1 protein-coding gene is annotated in these 21,630 nt (G+C 67.7%); it reads right to left on the bottom strand.

What is annotated here, in order from left to right:
• Positions 1 to 9 precede the first annotated feature (9 nt).
• Positions 10 to 21,618 carry a type I polyketide synthase gene (locus tag KEG38_RS17065; protein ID WP_272420628.1) on the bottom strand — a complete coding sequence of 7,203 codons (21,609 nt, stop codon included), beginning with the start codon at positions 21,616 to 21,618 and terminating at the stop codon, positions 10 to 12.
• Positions 21,619 to 21,630 lie beyond the last annotated feature (12 nt).

The following is a 21,630-nucleotide window of genomic DNA, read 5'->3' as shown; positions in this document are numbered from 1 at the left end:
GATCGGTGCTCATAGATCGTCGTCCTCGAGCGCAGCGAGTTCCGCCTCGATCGCCGCTTCCGTTTCCTGCTCAGTCAACCGTCCTATGCTCGCTCGCTCCACGTGCGCCGGTTCGTCGGACGGCGCCGACGCTCCTGCGCCCGCCGGCGCCACCTCGGCCGGGCCGAGAGCTGCGCCGAGCAGGTGCTCCGCGAGCGCGAGCGCGGTCGGGTACGTGAAGAAGATCGTCGCGGAGAGCCGCACCTCGAGGCCCGCCTCGATGCGGTTCCGGAGCTCGAGGCTCGTGAGCGAATCGACGCCCATCGATTGCATCGGCGCCGCAGGATCGACGGCGGACGCGTCGACACGAAGCACGCTCGACAGCTCGCTCCGTAGATACTCGACGAGGAGTGAAGCCCTCTCGGCCGCGGCAGCCTCCTGCAGGCGCTTGCGCAGCGCCCCCGCGGCGATCCGCGGCCCCGGCTCCTTACCCTGCTCGTCGCGCAAGGCGTCGAAGAAAGGCATCCCCGCGGCCCGCGGGTAGAACTCGAGCCATTGCCGGATATCGAATTTCACCACGCCGATGACACCCGACGGGCGCTCGAAGAGCCTCTCGAGCGCCGTGAAACCCTCTGCGATCGTGAGGCTCTGCGAGCCGCGCGCCGAGAGGCGAGCCCCTCGGATGCCTTCTGCCGCGGCCAGCCCGACTTCCGCGAAAGCGCCCCACTGGATGTCGAGCGCCGTGAGGCCATTTCGCATCCTGTGGTGGGCGAGCGCGTCGAGGAACGCATTGGCCGCGGTATAGTTCCCCTGCCCCGGCGAGCCGAAGAGCGACGCCGCAGACGAGTACAGGATGAAGAAATCCAGCGGCGTGTGCTTCGTCGCGTGGTGCAAGTGGAATGCACCGAGCGCCTTGGGGCCGAAAACGCGGCGGAAGTTTTCGCTCGAGAGCTCGAGGATCGTGTGATCGTCGAGCACCGCCGCGGCATGGACGATTCCCTTCAGCGGTCGCCCCTCGCGCGCGACCGTCTCGAGCAATCGATCGACATCTTCCCGCCGCGATACGTCGGCGGCGACGGTGCGGATGTTCGCTCCCGTCTTGTTCATCGCTTCGATGGCCGCCGCAGCACGCTCATCCGGGCCGCGCCGCCCCACGAGGACGATGTGCCGCGCGCCCTTGTCCACCATCCACTGCGCGAGCGAGAGACCGAGCCCACCGAGGCCGCCCGTGATCACATAATCGCCCTCGCTCGTAAGGACGAGGGGTGAAGCCCCCGCGGTATCTCGCTGGGCTCGCGCGACCCGGGCCACGTATCGCCCCTCGCGTCGCAGGGCGACCTGATTCTCTTGATCGTGCGTCGCCGCCTCACGAAGGAGGAGGGCGACCTCGTCCTCGCTTCCTTCGACCGGGAGATCGATCATCTTGCACTTCAGCTCGCCGTGCTCGAGCGCGAGGGTCCGCCCGAGGCCCCAGATCGGCGCCTGGGACACGGAGATGGCTGCCGGGTCGTCGCCCACGCCTTGCGCGCCGCGTGTGACGAGGCAGAGACGCGGCATGTCGCGATACCCCATTGCCAGCAACGCCCGAGCAAGATGGACGACGCTCGTGGGCCCATGGTCGAGGTCGGTGACGAGGCTCTCCGGCGTGGCGAGCTCGAACGGCGCCGCGTCGAGGCCGAAGAGGTGCAGGACGCCGCGACAATCCTTTCCGTCGCCGAGGACGTCCACGACAATACTCTCGTGATCGTTTCGACTCGAAACATCGATGCTGTAAATGTCCTCGCCGATCTTGGCGAAGCGATCACCCGACACGACCCGCACGCAGCGCTGTCCCTTCGCAGCAAGCGCCTCGGCGAGCCGCGCGGCCATTCCCCCGCGATCCCCGAAGACGAGCCACGTGCCACTCGAAGAGAACGCCGGGTCCGCGGGTGGTTCCGCTCGACGCCATGCGATGTCGAGCATCCATTCGTCACTCTCGTGTCGCACGCGGTGGCGCACATGGAGCGGTCGAAGCCGGAGCGCGCGGATGTCCAGCAAGACGCGGCCCTCGTCGTCGACGATTCGCAGATCGACGACGCGTTCGCGCGTCTCCGGATCTTGCTCCCCGGACGGTTGCGCCAGCACCCACACCTCCCGCGTCGGCCGCGCGTGAAGCCGGATCGACGAGGCCCCCACGGGCACATGAAGCGATCGCGATGCGGTAGACGCGGTGGACCGAGAATCGAAGAGCCCCGCGGATACCTGGAGGCAGGCGTCGAGCAGGGCCGGGTGGACCCGATATGCGCCGGTCGACAGGTCACCCGGCAGCCGCACGCGGCCGAGCGCGAGGCCTTCGCCCCTCGCGATATCGACGACTCCCTGGAAGGCCGGCCCATAGGGAAGGCCAACACCGGCAAGCCACTCGTAATGCTCTTCCGACGAGCAAGTCCCGTCGAGCCGGGCCCGAAGCGAAGCAGGCCGCTCCTCGAGGCGCGGCGCCTCGTCCGGCGCCGCGGTCACGACCAATCGCCCCGTCGCGTGGGTTCGCCAATCGGTGTCGGCATCCACGCGGCTCGCGACAAGGACGGAGGCTCCGCCGCTCTCCTGATCGAGCGTGACCTGCAGGGACGTCTCCGTATCCGGCGGCAACGCGAGCATTTGATCGATCGAGAGTCCCTCGATGGAGACGGGCGATTCCCCATACGACGCATGCGCCGCCGCGAAGACCATTTCCACGTATCCAGCCGCCGGGAAGACGACATCGTCGCCGACACGGTGATCTTCGAGATAGCTGGGAGCCGTCTCGAGTCGCATCGAGCTCTCGAAGATGCGCAGTCGGGGCAATCCAGCGATGCTCTTGCCTTTGCCCAAGAGCTCGTGCTCGTGCCCCGGCTTCTGCCGACCCCGCCGCGGTGTCGCGTCCGGCGCCTTCATCCAGTATCGCGCGTGCTGCCACGGATAGGTGGGAAGCGCTGCGACGCGTCCTTCTCCCGGATGGAATTGCCGCCATGCGATCGGCAACCCTTGCGTATGGAGCGCGCCGAGCGACGCGAGCAGGCTCTTCCGTTCGTCTTGACCACGGCGCAGCGACGCGAGGGTCTGCCCGCTCGTGTTGGATGCGCGCAGATTCTCCTCGACGGAGGTGAGCAAGATCGGATGCGGGCTCATTTCGAGGAACGTCGTGTGTCCCTCCGCGATCCAATGCGAGACCACCTGCGAGAAGAGCACCGGCTTGCGCAGATTGTCCGCCCAATACGCAGCCACGAGCTCCTCGCCCTGCAAGTGTGCGCGGCTGACCGTCGACAACATCGGTACACGACCCGCCCTCGGACGGACCCCCGCGAGCTGGGCCAGGAGATCGTCCCGCAGTTGATCCATCTGCGGGCTGTGGGACGCAACGTCGACCTTGACCTTGCGGTGGAATACGCCTCGCTGATCGAGCTTGGCCAAAAGCTCTGCGAGAGCCCCCTGCTCTCCGGAGATCACCGTCGAGCGCGGCCCGTTGCTCGCTGCGACGCTCAATGCGTCCTCGAAGCCCTCGAGCGCGTTCTCCACGTCGTCGAGCGCGAGCTCCACGAGAGCCATCGCGCCGGTTCCGCTCAGCTTCCGCATGAGTCGGCTCCGACGGCAAATCACCGCAGCCGCGTCTTCGAGGGAAAGCATCCCCGCGACGAACGCCGCCGCGACCTCGCCCATGCTATGACCCACGACCGCGGCGGGCTCGATGCCCCACGATCTCCACAGAGACGCGAGCGCGACCTCGACGGCGACGAGCACCGGCTGCAGCACGTCGATTTCACCCAATCGCGAGGTCGCCTCGTCCCGCAGGAGCTCGTCGATGACGGAGAATCCCGCTTCATGCCGGATCGCCGCGTCCCAGGTCGACAGGGCCTCGCGGAATGCGGGCTCCTTTTCGAGGAGCTCTCGCCCCATCCCCAGCCATTGCGACCCCTGGCCCGGAAAAACGAAGACCACCTTGGGCGGCGTGGCGCTCGCGCGCCCCTGGCAGAGCCCCGCAGGGCTCTCGCCGCGAACGAAGCCGCCGAGGATCGCAGCGATCTCCTGCTTCGTCTCGCCCACCACGGCGAGCCGATGCTCGTGCTGGGAGCGCCGCGTGCTCGCGGTGTACGCGATGGCTTCCAGGTCCTCCTCGGCCCTTGCGAGGTAATCGCTGTACATGCGCGCAGTCGCCGTGAGCGCCGCGCTGCTCTTCGCCGACAGCGGCAGGAGATAGGTCCGCGGTGCGCTGCTCGACGGCGGCGGAGCCACGCGGGGCGGCGCTTCCTCCAGGACGACGTGGGCGTTGGTGCCGCTGAAGCCGAACGAGCTCACGCCGGCAATCCGCTTCTTCCGGCCGGGCTTCCAGGGGATTGCCTCCGATGCCACCTTCAATGGCAGCTCCGACCAGGCGATGTGCGGGCTCGGCGCCGAGAAGTGCAGGCTCCTCGGGATCTCGCCGTGGCGCATGGCGAGCAGCGTCTTGATGACGCCGCCCACGCCAGCCGCCGACTGCGTGTGCCCGATGTTGGACTTGAGTGAGCCAATGATCACCGGATCATCGTGCGTCCTGACATCACGGAGCACGGCGCCGAGCGCGCTCGCCTCGATCGGATCTCCGAGGGTCGTGCCGGTCCCGTGCGTCTCGACGTAATCCACGGCGCCGGGGTCGATGCCTGCGTCGGCGAAGGCGCGCCGGATGACTTGCTCCTGCGAGGGGCCATTCGGCGCCGTCAGCCCTTGGCTCTTTCCGTCCTGGTTCACCGCCGACCCGCGAATGATCGCGAGGATCGGATCGCCGTCGCGCTCCGCGTCGGACAATCGTTTGAGCGCCAGCATTCCGCAGCCCTCGCTCCACGCGACGCCGTCGGCGGAGGCGGAGAAGGTCTTGCAGCGCCCGTCCCGCGCGAGGCCTCCGAGGCGGCTGAATTCGATGAAGGTCGAAGGCGTCAACATCACGGCGACGCCGCCCGCGAGCGCCATGCTGGATTCCCCGGAGCGGAGGCTGCGGCACGCGAGGTGAATGGCCACGAGCGAGGAGGAGCACGCCGTATCGAGCGTCAGGCTCGGTCCGCGGAGGCCGAGCAAATACGAGAGACGTCCGGACGCGATGCTGCCGGCGTTTCCGGTCCCCATGTAGCCGTCGAGCTCCTCGGGCGCGCCGCCGGTCATCCCTGCATAGTCATGGTACATGAGCCCCACGAATACGCCTGCGTCCCGCCCCATCAACGTCTCCGGGGCGATTCCTGCATTCTCGAGCGCCTCGAAGCTCGTCTCGAGCAGCAATCGCTGCTGGGGATCCATCCGCTCCGCTTCTCGCGGCGAGATGCCGAAGAATTGCGGGTCGAACTGGTCGATTTCCCGCAAGAAACCACCCATGCGTGTCACGATCTTCCCGGGCACGGACGGATCGGGGTCGAAATATTCGTCGATGTCCCAGCGCTCCTTCGGCACCTCGCCGATCGCATCGACGCCATCGGACAGCAATCGCCAGAACGTTTCGCCGTCGTGGACACCGCCAGGGTACCTGCAACCGAACCCGATGATGGCAATGGGTTCCTCAGGTCGTGCGGTGGCTTTCGGCGGCGCCGCCACGACCCGAGCAGCCGGGGCACGCGTCATTTCTAGCAAATAACGCGCGAGCGCGCCCACAGTCGGGTAATCGAAGACGAGCGTCGCAGGCAATGGCTTGCCGATCCGCTTCGACAGCGCGTTTCGCAGCTCCACGGCCATGAGCGAGTTGAGCCCGAACTCCTGGAGGGGTCGATCGACGGCAATGGATGCCTGTTCCAGCGACATGACTCTCGCGACGGCTGCGCGCACCATCGCCTCGATATCCTCCTGGGCGGGGACCGTCGAATCGAGCGCCGAAGTCCGCTCGACCGGCAGAGGCCCGTTGCGCCGCGGCGCCTGCCCCACGGCCGTCGCGAGCAAGTCGCTCCAGGGCTTCTCCGGCTCGGCGCCCCAGTACGCCCCCAGCGCCGTGACATCGATCGGCATCAACAGGAGCTCCGCCTCGGGGTGTGCGAGCGCGCGCCCGAACAGCGCGAGCCCCCGTTTCGATTCCAGCATTCGTATGCCCATGCGCGCGAGCCGTGTTTTTTGCGCTTCGGGCAGGTTCGCCGCCATGCCGCGATCGGCAAACGGACCCCAGTGATACGCTTGGGTGGAGAGCCCCTCGGCACGACGGTGGTGCGCGAGCGCGTCGACGAACGCGTTGGCTGCCGCATAGTTTCCCTGCCCCGGCGTGCCAAAGAGCGACGTCGCGGACGAGAACGACACGAAGAAATCGAGCTTGTGGCCCCGGGTTGCCTCGTGCAGGTTCCAGGCGCCGAGGACCTTCGGCGCCATGACCTTCTCTAGACGCGCAGCGGTCTGGTCGAGGATCGGCGCGTCGTCGAGCACGCCCGCAGCATGCACGATGCCTCGCAGCGGCCACGCCGCGGGGATGGAATCGACGAGCGCCTGAACGGAGGGCCCCTCTGAGACATCCGCGCGCATGACCGTGACATGCGCGCCCTCGGCACGAAGACGCTCGATTTCCTCCAGCTGTGCGGCCGTCGGTTCACTCCGACCCACGAGCAGGAGGTGCGCGGCTCCGTGCGCCTCCCACGCCCAGCGAGCGACCCAGAGCCCCAGCGCTCCGAGACCGCCGGTGATGAGAATGGTCCCCTCCTTCCAGCCGATCTCGGCGCTGCCTTGCCCGTGCGTTGCCTGCGCACGGACGATCCGCGCGGCGAAACGCTGACCTCCTCGATATGCGACCTCCGATTCGCGATCGGTGCTGTGAATCTCTCCCAGCATCGCGTCGACCTCGCCGACGGTCGCCTCCTCCAGGTCGACGAGCGTGCAATGAACGTCCGGATACTCCTTTGCGAATACGCGGACGAGGCCCCAGAGCGGCGCCTGCACGATCGAAATGGGGTCACCGGCTGCGGTCGACTGCGCCCTCTCCGTCACCCAGATCAGGCGTCGCGGCATCTGCTCGCGTCGCAGGAGCGTCTGCAAAACATGCAGCGCGTCGATCGTATTGCTCTGCGCCCGCTCCGCCGCGGACCTCCCGTCATCTCGCGCCGAAGCCCCTCCCCAGGAGCACACGACGCCGTCGATCGGCACGTTGATCGAGGCATCACGTGCGTCGCCATTGCCGCGGGTGAACTCGTCCACGGTCCTGGCGAGGCAGTTCGCCCCCGACGCACGAATGCGTGAAGCAATCTCGTCGACGACCGATGCGTTTTGCCCGATCGCGAGCCACGTCCCCGCGATCTCTTTTGCGGATGGCTGGATGGGCCGAGGGGACCAGCGCACGACGAACATGCTGTCTTCGGGCGATTGCTCCCCGATGGCTGCCTGCAGCGCAGCGTGCGTCACCCGCCGCAGCCTCAGGCGCGAGAGGACAGCGAATACGCGACCTTCGCGGCCCATCAGCGTCACCGTGGCTTCCAGGCTCGCGCCGCTCGTCTCGGGACCACGTGTCGCCTGGACGTGTACGTAGGCCTCCGTCGCCCCGGTCCCGAACACGTCGATTTCTCCGAACGCGAACGGCACGTGCGTGTCGACGGCGGAGATCTCGAGTAAGCCGAACAGAGTATGGAGAGCCGCGTCGAGCAAGACGGGATGCAAACCATACGCGTCTCCGGGGGGCACCATCGCCGCGTCGAGAACGACGTGCGACAATGCCTCCCGAGGACCTCGGTGAAGCTCCCTCATGGCACGGAACGCCGGGCCATACGCGAGGCCTACCTGCGCGAGGGCCTCATAAGCTTCCTCCGGCGCAATGACCTCGCGGCAACGAGCACGCACGGCGTCCAGATCCACGAAAGGCACTTCTGCAGCCTCGTCGAGCGGGCGTGCGACTCCCTTCGCGTGCGTCGTCCATGCGCCGGACTGCGCGGAGGCGCTCGCTCGGCTATGGATGGTCGCCTCGAGGAGCCCCGCACGTTCCGCCAATGTGACCTGCATCGGTCGAGCCTTGCTCGACGCGAGGAGCATCGGTGCCTCCAGGACGAGATCCGTGATCCGGACGCGCTGCGTTCGGAAATGCTGCGCAGCCGCCGCGCGCGCGAGCTCGACGAGCGCGGTACCGGGAAGCAGAACCTCGCCGAGGACCCTGTGATCTCCGAGATACGGTGCGGCGGAGAGGCTCACCTCGCCCTGAAACACGGTTTGCTCGCCCGCGAGGGACAGCTGCGCGCCGAGCCATGGATGGCCGGTTCGAGCCGCATCGATTCGCGTGAGCGCATGAGCATCGGCTGCGGTGTCGATCCAGTACCTCTCCCGCTGCCAGGGGTACTTGGGCAATGCGACGAGCCGTCCGCCCTGCGCATACATCCGCTTCCAGTCGACATGGGCTCCCGCTGCATGGAGCGCGCCCACCGCCGAGAGCACGTGCCGCAAATGCTCATCATCCTTGCGCACGGCCGCGATCGGTTGGGCCTTCGTATTCTCCGCCAGGCAGCGCGCCACGTTCGACGACAGGACGGGGTGAGCGCCCACCTCCAGGAAGAGGTCGTGCCCTCCCGCCGACGCAGCCGATATGGCTTCGGCAAACCGGACCGTCTGTCGCATGTTCCTGCGCCAGTAGGCGGCAGTGAGCTCCTCCCAGTCCACCGCGGCGCCCGTCACGGTGCTGATCATCCCGATCGCTGCTTTGCGGCAGGACAGGGCGCCGAGCGCCTCTTCCAGCTCGACCTCGAGGTCGGCCATGAGCGGGCTATGGAACGCGTATTTCACCCGCAAATCACGGCATTTCACCGCGCGCGCCGAGAGCGACGCGACGATCTGCTCGAGGAGCGCCGCATCTCCGGAGAGGACCACCTGCTCCGGATCGTTGACGGCCGCGATCCCGACCCGATCTTCATGACCGGCGAGCGCCGCGCGAGCGTCTGCCTCAGAGAGCGAGACCGCGACCATTCGACCTCGATCGGTGGCCCGCTGCATGATCGAACCTCGAATGGCAACCAGACGTGCGGCCGCCCCGAGATCCAGGATTCCCGCGACGTGCGCGGCAACGATCTCGCCGACGCTGTGGCCAATGACCAGATCTGGCGTGACGCCCAGGCTCGAATAGAGCGCAGCGAGGGCGACCTCGTACGCGAAGAGCACAGGTTGCGCCACGAACGTCTGATCGAGGCGTGAACGCTCGGGAGGCGAGGAGAGTTCGTCGATCACCGAGAAGCCCGTATGCGGACGGAGAGCCGCGTCGCACTCCTCGAGCGCCCGGCGGAATGCAGCCGATTGCTGCAGCAAGCCCATGGCCATGCCGGACCACTGCGAACCCTGCCCGGAGAACACGAAGACGACCTTCGACGCGGTGCTCGGGGCACGCCCCAGCGAGACGCTGGAGGGAGCCTCCCCACGCACGAATGCATGCAGGAGCTCGGAGAGCTCGGCCTTCGTCCTGCCGGCGGCCGAGAGCCTGTGCTCGTGATGAGCGCGCCGCGCGGACGCAGTGTAAACGATATCCGCGAGCGGCGCGTCCGTTTGCGACAAGTACTCGGCGTGGTCGCGCGCCGCCATGGCGAGGGACGCAGGGCTCTTGGCCGATAGCGTGAGAAGATACGCCGGCGCGTCGTCGCGCGACGCAGGGAGAGCCTCGCGTCGGGGGGCCTCCTCGATCACGACGTGTGCGTTCGTTCCACTGAACCCGAACGAGCTCACGCCGGCGATCCGTGGCCTTCCATTGGGCTTCCACGGCGTCGCTTCCGACGCGACCTTGAGCGGCAGCTCGGACCAGGGAATGTGCGGGTTCGGCGCCGTGAAATGCAACGACCGCGGGATACTCTGGTGCTGGAGCGACAGCACGACCTTGATCATGCTGGCGACGCCGGCAGCCCCCTCCGTGTGCCCGATATTCGATTTGACCGACCCGACGATCACCGGATCGGAAGACGTCCGCCCCTCGGCCAGCACAGCGCCGAGCGCCTGCACCTCGATGGGATCACCGAGCGGCGTGCCCGTGCCATGGGCCTCGACATATTGCACGGAGGACGGGCTGACGTTCGCCTGCGCGAGGGCCTGCGTGATCACCGCCTCCTGCGACGGACCATTGGGCGCCGTCAGCCCCTGGCTCCGACCATCCTGGTTGATCGACGAGCCACGTATCACCGCGAGGATGGAATCGCCGTCCCGCAGCGCGTCGCCGAGCCGCTTCAGCACGACCACGCCACAACCCTCGGAGCGGACATACCCATCGGCGTCCGCCGAGAACGCGTGGCATCGACCCGTCGGCGACATGGCTCGCAAGCGACTGAAGTAGACCGTGACATCGGGGTTCAGCATCAGATTGACGCCACCCGCTACGGCGAGCGTGCATTCGCCGACGCGGAGCGCCTGGCAAGCGAGGTGCACGGCCACGAGCGCGGACGAGCACGCCGTATCCACGGCGAGGTTCGGCCCCTTGAGCCCGAGCCAATACGACAAGCGACCCACGCTGGCGCTGTGCGCCGATCCGAGCAGCGAATACGCGTCGAGCCGCTCCGCGCCTTGGGCCAGGGTCATCGCCTGGTAGTCGTTACCGCAGATCCCGACATAAACACCTGTCGAGCTTCCCCACAGATCGTCGGGAACGATCCCAGCGCTTTCCAAGGCCTCCCACGTCGTTTCCAGAAGGAGCCGCTGCTGGGGATCGATGCTCGCGGCCTCGCGGGGCGAGATCCCGAAGAACAGGGGATCGAATCGATCGATATCGTCGAGAAATCCGCCCCAACGCGTCGTCATCTTCCCTGCGGCGTCGGGGTCCGGATCATAAAGAGCATCGACGTCCCAGCGCGAGCCGGGCACGGTCCGAATCGCATCGACCTCGTCCACGAGCAATTGCCAGAATGCCTCGGGATCAGGCGCGCCCGGGAACCGGCAGCTCATTCCTACAATCGCGATGGAATCGGCGGCATCACGGGGGCGCGGCGCGGCCACGACCGCCGAGGCGGGCGCTGCGATGGCGAGCTTCTTGTCGAGCAAGTACCGACCGAGCTCGCGAACGGTGGGATGATCGAACAGGAGCGTCGCCGGGAGGGCCTGACCAACGCGCTTCGCGAGCGCATTTCGCAGCTCGACTGCCATCAGAGAATCGAGCCCGAGCTCCTGGAGCGGCCGGTTGTCGACAATCTCGTCCTCGGACGCGAGCGAGAGCACGCGAGCCGCCTCGCGACGCACCATTGCCTCCACTTCCGACGTGCGCGCCTCCGCGGAAAGGAGCGAAAGCTTCTGCGCCCATCCCTCGAGTGCTCGAGGCGAAGGCTGGCTCGACCTCGCCTTCACGAGCAATCGCCAGAGAGCGGGAATCTCACGCCCCAGCGATTCTCCGAGCGCGCGCAGGTCGAGAGGCAGGATACCGAGCTGCGGAGCCGCCATCGAGAGCGCCTCGCCGAGGAGCGCAACGCCCTCGGACGGGGAGATCGCCCCGACGCCGAGCCGCCGGTAGCGCGCCCGCTGGATGTCCCCCAGCGCGTCGGCCATCCCTCCTCCGCTCCAGGGGCCCCAGTTCAAGCTCTGGGCCGCGAGCCCCTCGGCGCGCCGCGCATGCGCGAGCCCGTCCAGGAACGCATTCGCAGCGGCATAGTTGCCTTGCCCCGCAGAGCCGATGAGCGAAGCGCCCGAGGAGAACAGCACGAAGAAATCGAGGCCCATGCCTCGTGTCACCTCGTGGAGGTTCCACGCACCGCGCACCTTGGCCCGGAACACCTGCCCGAACGACGCGGGGGTTTGTCGGGCGATCACGGCGTCGTGGACCTCGCCCGCCGCGTGAATCACGCCCCGCAGGGGGAGCTCCGGGGGCATTTCATCGAGGACACGCCGTAGCGCCTCGATGTCCGCCACGTCGGCCTGCGCCACCGTCACACGTGCACCTGCGGCACGCAGCGCCTCCACGGCTTGCAATCGCTCGCCAGAAGGAGCGCTCCGGCCGAGCAGCACGAGGTGCGAGACGTGATGCTCCTCCCACAACCATCGTGCCACAGCGAGGCCAAGAGCTCCCAGGCCGCCGCTGATGAGCACGGCTCCGCCCGGAGCGATGGCATCGCGCCTCGGCGCGGGCAATACGACGATCTTGCCAATGTGACGCGCCTGCGCCATGAACCGGAACGCCGATTCCGCCTGTTCAATCGGAAAAACGCGCACCGGCAGGGGGCGGAGGTGCCCTCGGACAAACCCGTCGACCACGAGCCGGAACATCTCCTGGATCCGATCCGGGCCTGCCTCGAAGAGGTCGAAGGCGCGGTACTCGACGCCAGGGTGACGTCGAGCCACGTCCTCCGCCGATCGGATGTCCGTCTTGCCCATTTCGAGGAATCGCCCGCCGGACCGCGTCAGCGAGAGCCCCGCATCCACGAACGCGCCGGCGAGGGAATCGAGCACGACGTCGAACCCGTCACTCACCGCCCGGAACGCGTCCGCGAAAGCGAGGGAGCGCGAGCTCTCCACGTGCTCGACGCCCATCGCGCGCACGACATCCCATTTCGACGGGCTCGCGGTCGCGAAGACCCGCGCGCCGATCCATTGCGCGATCTGCACCGCCGCCATGCCGACGCCGCCCGCCGCCGCATGGATGAGAACGCTCTGGCCGGCCTCGAGGCGACCGAGCTCGCGCAGGCCATACCACGCCGTCAAGAACACGATCGGAATCGCCGCGGACTGCTCGAGGGACAACCCCGCCGGCGGCGCATGCGCGAAGCGCGCGTCCACGGTCGTATATCGCCGGAACGCGCCCCGCACGATGGCCATCACGGGGTCGCCCACCGAGAAACCCGTCACGCCCTCGCCGACGGCCGAGACGATCCCGGCGCACTCGCCGCCCATCTCGACGCCCTCGGCCGGATCCATTCCGAGCGCCCGGATCACGTCGCGGAAATTCAGCCCGGTGGCCTTCACCTCGATCTCGATTTCACCCGGCGCGGGCGCGCTCCGCTCGGCAGGCACGAGGTGCAGTCGATCGAGCATGCCCTTTTGGGCGATCTCCAGGCGATACGACGGCGCATCCGGGATCTCGAATCGCTTCCGATCCGCAACGCGCGAGAGACGCGCCACATGACGTGTCGCGCCGCGCCACAGCACCTGCGTCTCGCCGTCGCTCGCCGCGAGCTCCGCCCACAACGCGGAGAGCGAATCGCGGCCATGGGGATCGAGGTCGACGAGCCGGCAGCCGAGCTCCGGACGCTCCTCCATGATGGTGCGACCGAGGCCCCAGAGCGATGTCGCGACCATATCCACGGACTCGAATGGCGCCGCCGCATGCGCGCCCACCGTGACCAGCGTCAAGCGCGGCGTCGCGCCGTCAGCTCCGAGAAGCGACTGCACGAGGCTCAACAGGGCAATGCTTGCGTCTTCGGACCGCTCCGACGGCGAGAGCGATCCGGGGGCACCTTCCTGCGAATCCCACAGGAACACGACGTTGGACGGTCTCGATTCGAGCGCACCCTCGATCGCAGCCCCGAACGCGTCTCTCGCACCGATGTCCACGAATCGCGATGACGCGCCCGCGGCCTGCAAGCGCTCCGCGAGCCCGCGCGCGAGCGTGCTATCGGCCCCGACCAGCAGCCACTCGCCAGCCTGCGCCTCGCTCGCCGGGCGCTCCGAGCTCGACGGCAGTGGTTTTTCCGGCCAGGTCAGTTCGTAGAGCCATTCCTCTCGCGTGTGACGCTTCGGGGCTGGCATGGCCGCGGCGTCAGCGCGCTTGAAGCTGATGCTCTCGATCGAAAGAACGTGCTCCCCTCCCGCGTCGAGCAGCACGACATCCCCGGTCAGCACCTCGCCGCGGGATGTTTCGGGCGTTCTCGCCGTGGCGTGCACGAAGACCGACGCCGGGACGCGCTTCCACAAAGAAAACGTACCCAGCTCGAAGGGCAGGTACGCGCTGTCGTCCGACAAGGAGAACGCCGCTCCGATCGTCTGGAGTGCGGCGTCCAGCAATGCCGGGTGACAAGCATGGCTCTCCCCCACGTCACCTGCGCTCTCCGGCAGCTCCAGGAGCGCGAGCGATTCTCCCTCGCCGCGATGGATCTCTCGAATCCCCCGGAAGGCGGGGCCGTAGTCGACCCCTCGCGCGCTGAAGCTTTCGTAGAGCCGAACCGTGTCGACGGGAATCATGCAGCGCGAGCGAATGGCCGACAACGCCGAATGCCTCGGCGCCTCGGGAGGGGCTATCCTGGTGAAGCGCCCGCTCGCGTGCTCGGTCCACGCTTCGCCGGGCTGCGCCGACAGGGACTGACCATGGATGGCGACCGCCCCCGCTTCGCCCTCTGCGTCCGAGATCGACACCTGCACCCGCACCGCGCCTTGCTCGGGCAATACGAGAGGCGACTGGATCGTCAGGCCCTCGACACGCAGATACGCGCCTTCCCCCAGCACCACCTCCGCCGCGGCGCGAGCCAGCTCGAGCAGCGCCGTCCCGGGAACGACGGGACGGCCGAAGACCCTGTGGTCCGACAAGTAGGGCGTCGTCTCGATCGCGAGCACGGCCTCGAAAACGGCGTTTGCTTGTGCCGCGTGAACCTGAGCGCCGAGGAGCGGATGCCCGGTCGAACGCGCGCCGCGCCTGCCCAGTTGCGTTTGCCCTCGGTCGATCCAGTATCGCTTCCGATTCCATCGATAGCTCGGCAGCTCCGAAAGCGATCCACCATGGGGATACAATCGTCCGAGATCGTTCACGTCGCCGCCAACATACAGAGACGCGACCGTCGAGAGCAGGCACTCGTTCGCGTCCTTTCCGCGCCGCAACGTCGGAACGACCCGACCTTCGATGTTGCGAGCGGAGAGGAACTGCTCGATATTCTGCGTCAGCACCGGATGGGGCCCGACTTCCACGAAACTGCAATGGCCCGCGGCCGCCGCAGACTCCAGGGCCCGCACGAAGCTCACCGTCGATCGGACGTTTGCCGCCCAGTAGGCGGCGTCGAGCGTGCCCCCCTCCACGCGCTCGCCCGAGACCGTGCTGTACATGGCGATCATGTGCGGGCCGTGCACCGTCTTCACGGCCCCGAGCGTCGCGAGAAGATCGTCGGCGAGCGGCCCCATCTGCGGTGAATGAAACGCGTAATTGACGCGCAGCCACCGTGAGGATACGGACCGCGCCGTGAGCTCGTGCATGAGCTCCGTGAGCGTCGCCTCGTCCCCCGCGAGCACGATCGAGCCCGGGTCGTTGATCGCCGCGATCCCCACGCGATCCTCATGACCTCGCAAGAGCACGAGCCCGTCCGCCGCGCCGATCGAGACGGCGAGCATCTTCCCGAGCCCCGTGGCGCGTTGCATGATTCGGGCGCGCAGGCAAACGATCCGCACGGCCTCCTCGAGGTCGAGCGCGCCGGAGACGTGGGCCGCCGCGAGCTCGCCGACGCTGTGACCGATCACGGCGCTCGGAACGACGCCCCACGAGCGAAGCAGCGCGGTGAGCGCGACCTCGACCGCGAAGATCGCCGGCTGTGCCACCTCGGTCTCGTGGATACGCGAGGTATCCTCCGGCGCGAAAAGCGCATCGACGAGAGAAAAACCCCCGTGGCGCTGGACGAGCGCATCACAAGCCAGGATCGACTCGCGGAACACGGGCTGCTCGTCGAACATCCCGCGCGCCATGCCGGCCCATTGTGAGCCCTGCCCGGAGAAGACGAAGACCGGACCGCCGATCGAATCGCCACGAATGCGCCCTGTGTGGACGTTCGGGCTGGTTTCCCCTCGGGCAGCCGCACGCAAGCCCTCCGCGATGTCCTCCCGCGTGCCCCCAATGACCGCGATACGATGCTCACGGTGTACCCGCCGCGTGCTCGCGGAGAATGCGACGTCGTGAAGCGAAGCAGCCGCGCCCTCGCCGTCCTCGGTGAGGTGATCGGCGTATGCACTTGCGAGGGACGAGAGCGCCACGGGGTCGTGCGACGAAATGGGAAGGAGTACCTTCGCCGGCGCTGCGGTGATGACATTCTTCGGCGACGGGGGCGCCTCCTCGAGCACGGCATGCGCGTTCGTCCCGCTCAAACCAAACGCACTGACGCCTGCGATCCGTCGCGCGCCACGCGCGGGCCACGAAGTGACTTCCGTGGCGACCTTCACGGGCAGGTTTTCCCAGGGAATGTGGGGGTTCAACGTGTCGCAGTGAATGCTGCGCGGGATCGTTCCGTGCTGGAGCGAAAGCACGGCCTTGATGAGCCCGGCGACGCCGGAGGCCGCCTCCGTGTGCCCGATGTTCGACTTGACCGATCCGAGAATGACTGGCTCGGCTTCCGCGCGTCCCTCGCTGAGCACCCGGCCGAGCGCCTGCACCTCGATCGGATCCCCGAGCAGGGTCCCCGTGCCGTGCGCCTCGACATAATCGACGGCAGCGGGCGCGAGCCCAGCCTGCGCGAGCGCGCGACGGATCACGTCCTCCTGCGCCGGTCCGTTCGGCGCCGTCGGACCATTGCTCCGGCCATCCTGGTTGATCGCCGTTCCGCGAATCACGGCGAGCACGCGATCGCCACGACGAATCGCATCCGAGAGACGCTCGAGCACGAGGACGCCGCAGCCATCGCTCCGGACAAACCCGTCCGCGTCGGCCGAGAAACTCCTGCATCGACCCGTCGGCGACATCGCCCGCGTCCTGCTGAGGGCGATCGAATGGTCGGGCGTCAGCATCAGGTTGACACCGCCGGCCAGCGCGAGCGAGCATTCACCTGCACGAAGCGCCTGGCACGCGAGGTGAATCGCGACGAGCGAGGACGAGCACGCCGTGTCCACGGGCATGTTCGGCCCTCGGAGGCCCAGCCAGTACGACAGCCGGGCGACGGCCATGCTATGCGCCGTGCCGAGCGTGACATACGTCTCGGGGTGCTCGTTGGCCTGCCGTGCCATCCATTCGTAATCGTGCAGCGATACGCCCACGAAGACGCCCGTATCGCTCCCCATGAGCTCCGGCTGCGTCCGTCCCGCGCGCTCCAGCGCCTCGAAGCTCACTTCGAGCAGGAGCCTCGCCTGCGGATCCATCCCTTCCGCTTCGCGAGGCGAAATCTCGAAGAAAAGCGGGTCGAAGGTATCGACACCCTCGATGAATCCGCCCCAGCGACTCATCATCTTGCCGCGGGCGTCGGGATCGGGATCGTAGTAATCGTCGATGTTCCATCGATCCCTCGGAACCTCACGGATGACGTCGTCACCTCGCTGGAGCAGCTCCCAGAAGCTCTCGGGCCCTGATACGCCGCCCGGGAAGCGACAACCGATCCCGACGATGGCAATCGGATCGTCCTCCGCGACGATAGGGGTCGCCGCGCGAGCCGGGGCGACCTCCTCCCCGAGCTTCATCACCTCGGTCAGCAGGAAACGAGACAATGCCTGCACCGTGGGATGATCGAATACGATCGTGGCCGATAGCCTCGCCTCGACGCGCGCCGCGAGCCTGTTGCGCAGCTCGAGCGCCATCAACGAATCGAGCCCGAGCTCGCGGAGGGGACGATCGAGCGGCACCTTCTCGGCGGAACCGAGCGAGAGGACACGCGCCACGTCGGCCCGCACCGCGGCCTCCACCTCTGCGCGGCGCGCCTCCGGGGAAAGCCCCGCGAGCCGCGCTCGAAAGCCCTCGTCGGATTGCTTCTCGCTCCGCGCGGGGCTGGGCGCGGCGAAGGCACGGAAGAGCGGCGGCAGCGCTCGTCCAGCCAAACCTTGGGTGAGCCCGTCCAGATCGATCGAGAGCGCGCCGAGCTGCGCCTCGCTTCGGCCGAGCGCCTGTCCGAGCAGCGCGAGCCCGTCGCGGGGCGTCAGCATCCCCAGGCCTTCGCGCTGGAAGCGCGTCTTCTGCTGGGCGCCGAGGGCGGCAGCGAGCCCGATCTCCTCGAAGGGACCCCAGTTCAAGGATATCGCCGGGCGCCCCGCGGCCTTGCGCGCGTGCGCGAGGCCATCCAAAAATGCATTGGCGGCGCAATAATTCGTCTGTCCGCTGCCGCCGAGGATCGATCCTGCCGAAGAGAAAAGGACGAAGAAATCCAGCGCGAGATCACGCGTCGCTTCGTGCAAATTCCACGCGCCCCGCATCTTCGGCGCGAGCACCCGTCGGAATCGCCCATCGTCCTGGTTCTCGATGAGGCCATCCTCCAACACGGCCGCGGAATGAATGACGCCCCGTAGCGGGAGCTCGGGCGGAACGAGGCGCAGGAGCGCATCGACGTGCGTCGCGTCCGCGACGTCCGCGCGCGCCACCGTCACCCGCGCGCCGGACGCACGCAAGGCCTCGATGGCTTCGAGTTTGTCCCCGGTGGGCTCACTCCGACCCACGAGCACGAGATGAGAAACCCGATGCTCGTCCCAGAGCCATTGCGCTACCCGCAGCCCGAGCGCTCCCAGGCCGCCCGTGACCAGCACCGTGCTCTCCGGCGCAATGCGCGCGGCAGCCGCGTGCGTATCCGCAGGCCGCGCCGGCGCAAGCCGAGCCGCACGCCGAACCCCTTTTCGCCAGGCGACCTGATCCTCGTCGTCGTTCCTTTCGAGCTCGAGGTAGATTCGCTCGCCGATATCATCGGCCAAAGGCTCCACGTCGACGAGAATGCACCCGAGCTCGGGGCGCTCCTTCATGATCGCGCGACCGAGTCCGAAGAGGGCGGCTTGATGGGGCGAGACGTGATCGCCCACGGACACGGCGTTCGCGCCCTCCGTCACCCAGAGGAGACGCGAGGGGATCTCGCCCATCCGCTGGCAAAGCCGCCGGACGAAATGCAGCGCCTCGATGCAGGCGCTCTCGGCCTGCGCAGCCGGAGAGGCGCCGTCCGCCAATGGCAGCGCATTCCACAGACAAACCACCCCCGTGAGGCCGCGAGCTTGTTCGAGCGTCGATGCCACCGCGTCGCTCCCCCGCGAGAGGTCGACGGTCTGGCACGTGATGCCCGCTTGCCGAAGGCGCGCCTCGACCTTATGGACCGCGCCTCCGCCCCCATGCACGAGGAGCCATGAGCCCACGCCGGCGCGCGCGCTCCGCAAGGGTGCGTCTTGCCACACCATCTCGTGCAATCGAGGCATGGGGCGGATCGCGGCCTTCGGGCTCGGAGCCGAGGCGACGGTCGTCGACGCGGAGGATTCTCGAGACTGCTCCGGCTCCCGCCAGAAGCGCTCCCGCTGCCAGGGATACGCGGGCAACGTGACGACGCGTCCACCGCCGGAAGACGTGCGCTTCCAGTCGATAGAATACCCCTGCACGTAGAGCTTCCCGAGCGACTCGAGGAGGCTCGCGCGTTCGTCTGCGTGACGTCGCAGCGACGCAATCGCGGCGCCGCGCGCACCGCGCTCGCTCAGGTTCTCCTCGACCGCGGGTAGCAGGATCGGGTGCGGGCTCATTTCGAGGAACACCGTGTGTCCCTCGGCAATCAGAGATTGCGTGACGTCGGAAAACCTCACGGGCTTGCGTAGGTTGTCGACCCAGTAGGCCGCGTTGAGCTCGTTGCCCGAGAGAGACGCGCCGGTCACGGTCGAGCGCATCGGGATCGCCGCGTCTTTCGGCCGCAGCCCTCCGAGCGCGCGCAGCAATTCGGGGCGCAAGGGATCCATCTGCGGGCTGTGCGACGCCACGTCCACCTTGACCCGCCGGCAGAAAACCTGCCTGGCCGACAGCTCCGCGAGGACTTCCTCGAGCGCCGCAGGGTCACCCGCGATGACGGTGGAGCGTGGACCATTGCTCACCGCCACGCTGAGCCGTCCCGCGTGCGCCGCCAAAGCCTGCTCCGCCTCGGCCATCGGCAGCTCCACGAGAGCCATGGCTCCCTGGCCGCTCACCTTCCGCAGGAGCTTGCTGCGCCGGCAAATGATCCTGGCAGCATCCGGGAGCGACAGCGCCCCCGCGACGTACGCCGCCGCGACCTCGCCCATGCTGTGCCCCACGACGGCCGAAGGCTCCACGCCAAACGAGCGCCAGAGCGCCGCGAGAGCGACCTCGATCGCGAACAGGACGGGCTGGACGACGTCGATCTCCCCGAGCCGCGATGCGCTTTCGTCCGCCGCAAGCTCCGCGAGGACCGAGAATCCGGCCTCACGCCGGATGGCCGCATCGCATGCCGAAAGCGCCTCGCGGAAGGCGGGTTCGTCCTTCAATAACGCCCGCCCCATCCCCACCCATTGCGACCCTTGCCCCGGGAAAACGAACACCACCTTGGGCGCCGACGCGGCGGCCGCGCCCGTGACGACGGACGGTGGCACATCGCCCCGTGCATACGCCGCGAGTGCCTCTGCGAGCGACGCCTTCGAATCGCCCGTAACGGCGAGGCGTACCGGGTGGTGCCGACGCCTCGCGCCCGCCGTGAACGCGATATCGTGGAGATCCGCATCGGAATCGCCGAGAAACGTGGCGTACGAACGAGCCATGGCCTCGAGTGCGGCCGGGCTCTTCGCCGAAAGCGGCAAGAGCACGACCTTGGCCTCGGGCGCCTCTGCCATTTCCGGGGTCGCAGGTGCCTCTTCCAGGACGACATGGGCATTCGTGCCGCCAATGCCGAACGAGCTCACCCCCGCGCGACGCGGCCCATCGTCCGCGATCCATTCGTGCGCTTCTCGACGGACATAAAATGGGCTATCCTCGAGCCCGAGCTCGGGGTTTGGCACCTCGAAATCCGGGTGTGCCGGGATCCGACCGTGCTCCATCGCGAGGACGGTCTTGATCAGCCCACCGACGCCCGCCGCCGATTCGGTATGGCCCACGCTCGCCTTGAGCGCGCCGAGCGCGATCGTATGCTTGGCCGCATCGCTGAATGCCTGCTTCAGCGCCGCCACTTCGATCGCGTCGCCGAGGGACGTCGCGGTACCGTGGGCCTCGATGTACTGGATCGTGCTCGGATCCACGTCCGCGACGGCGAGCGCCTCGGCGATCACTTGCACCTGACCGACCACGCTGGGCGCCGTGAAACCGACCTTCGAGGAGCCGTCATTGTTGATCGCGCTGCCGCGGATGACGGCGCGGATGTGATCCCCGTCCGCGATCGCGTCCTCGAGACGCTTCAGCACGACGACGCCTGCCCCGTTGCCGGTGAGCGTCCCCTTGCCATTCGCGTCGAAGGTCCTGCAATGGCCGTCGGGCGACAGGATGAAGCCCTCTTCGTAGTTATAACCCAGGCCTTGAGGGAGCCGCACGGTCACGCCACCGGCCAGCGCGACGTCGCATTCACGCGCGAGCAGGCTGGCGCAGGCCACGTGCACCGCCACGAGCGACGTCGAGCACGCCGTCTGGATGGCGACGCAGGGACCACGCAGGTTCAGCTTGTAGCCGACGTAGGATGGAACGTAATCCTTGTCGTTCGAGATGAGGAGCTCGAAATCCCTCGCGAAATGATTCGGATCGATCTGGAGCGAGAGATACGAGCTGGGGCTCGCGCCTGCATAGACGCCGATGGCCCCCTCGTGGACGAACGGATCGATGCCGGCATTCTCGAGCGCCTCCCAGGCGCATTCGAGGAAGATACGGCGCTGGGGATCCAAGAGCTCCGCCTCGCGGCGGCTGATCTCGAAGAAGGACGCGTCGAAGAGGTCCACGTCCTCGAGGTACCCCCCGGCCGGCACGTAGTTCGGGGAGCTCGCGAAGGACGGACGCATGTCCTCCGCCACGAACGATATGCCCCGTACGCCGTCGCGCAGGTTCTGCCAGAACCGGTCGAGGTCCGGCGCGCCGGGAAAGCGGCCCGCCATGCCAATGATCGCGATCGCCCCCTCCGGGACGTCCATCTCGTTCTCTTTCATTGCTCGACTCTC

Source organism: Polyangium jinanense (assembly GCF_028435265.1).
Taxonomy (GTDB): Bacteria; Myxococcota_A; Polyangia; order Polyangiales; family Polyangiaceae; genus Polyangium; species Polyangium jinanense.
The sequence above is the reverse complement of the archived record's forward strand: the minus strand, read 5'-3'. Positions and strand labels throughout refer to the sequence as shown.

Coding starts and splice junctions, on each gene's coding strand:
- KEG38_RS17065 (WP_272420628.1), bottom strand. CDS start 21,618: ATGAAAGAGAACGAGATGGACGTCCCGGAGGGGGCGATCGCGATCATT.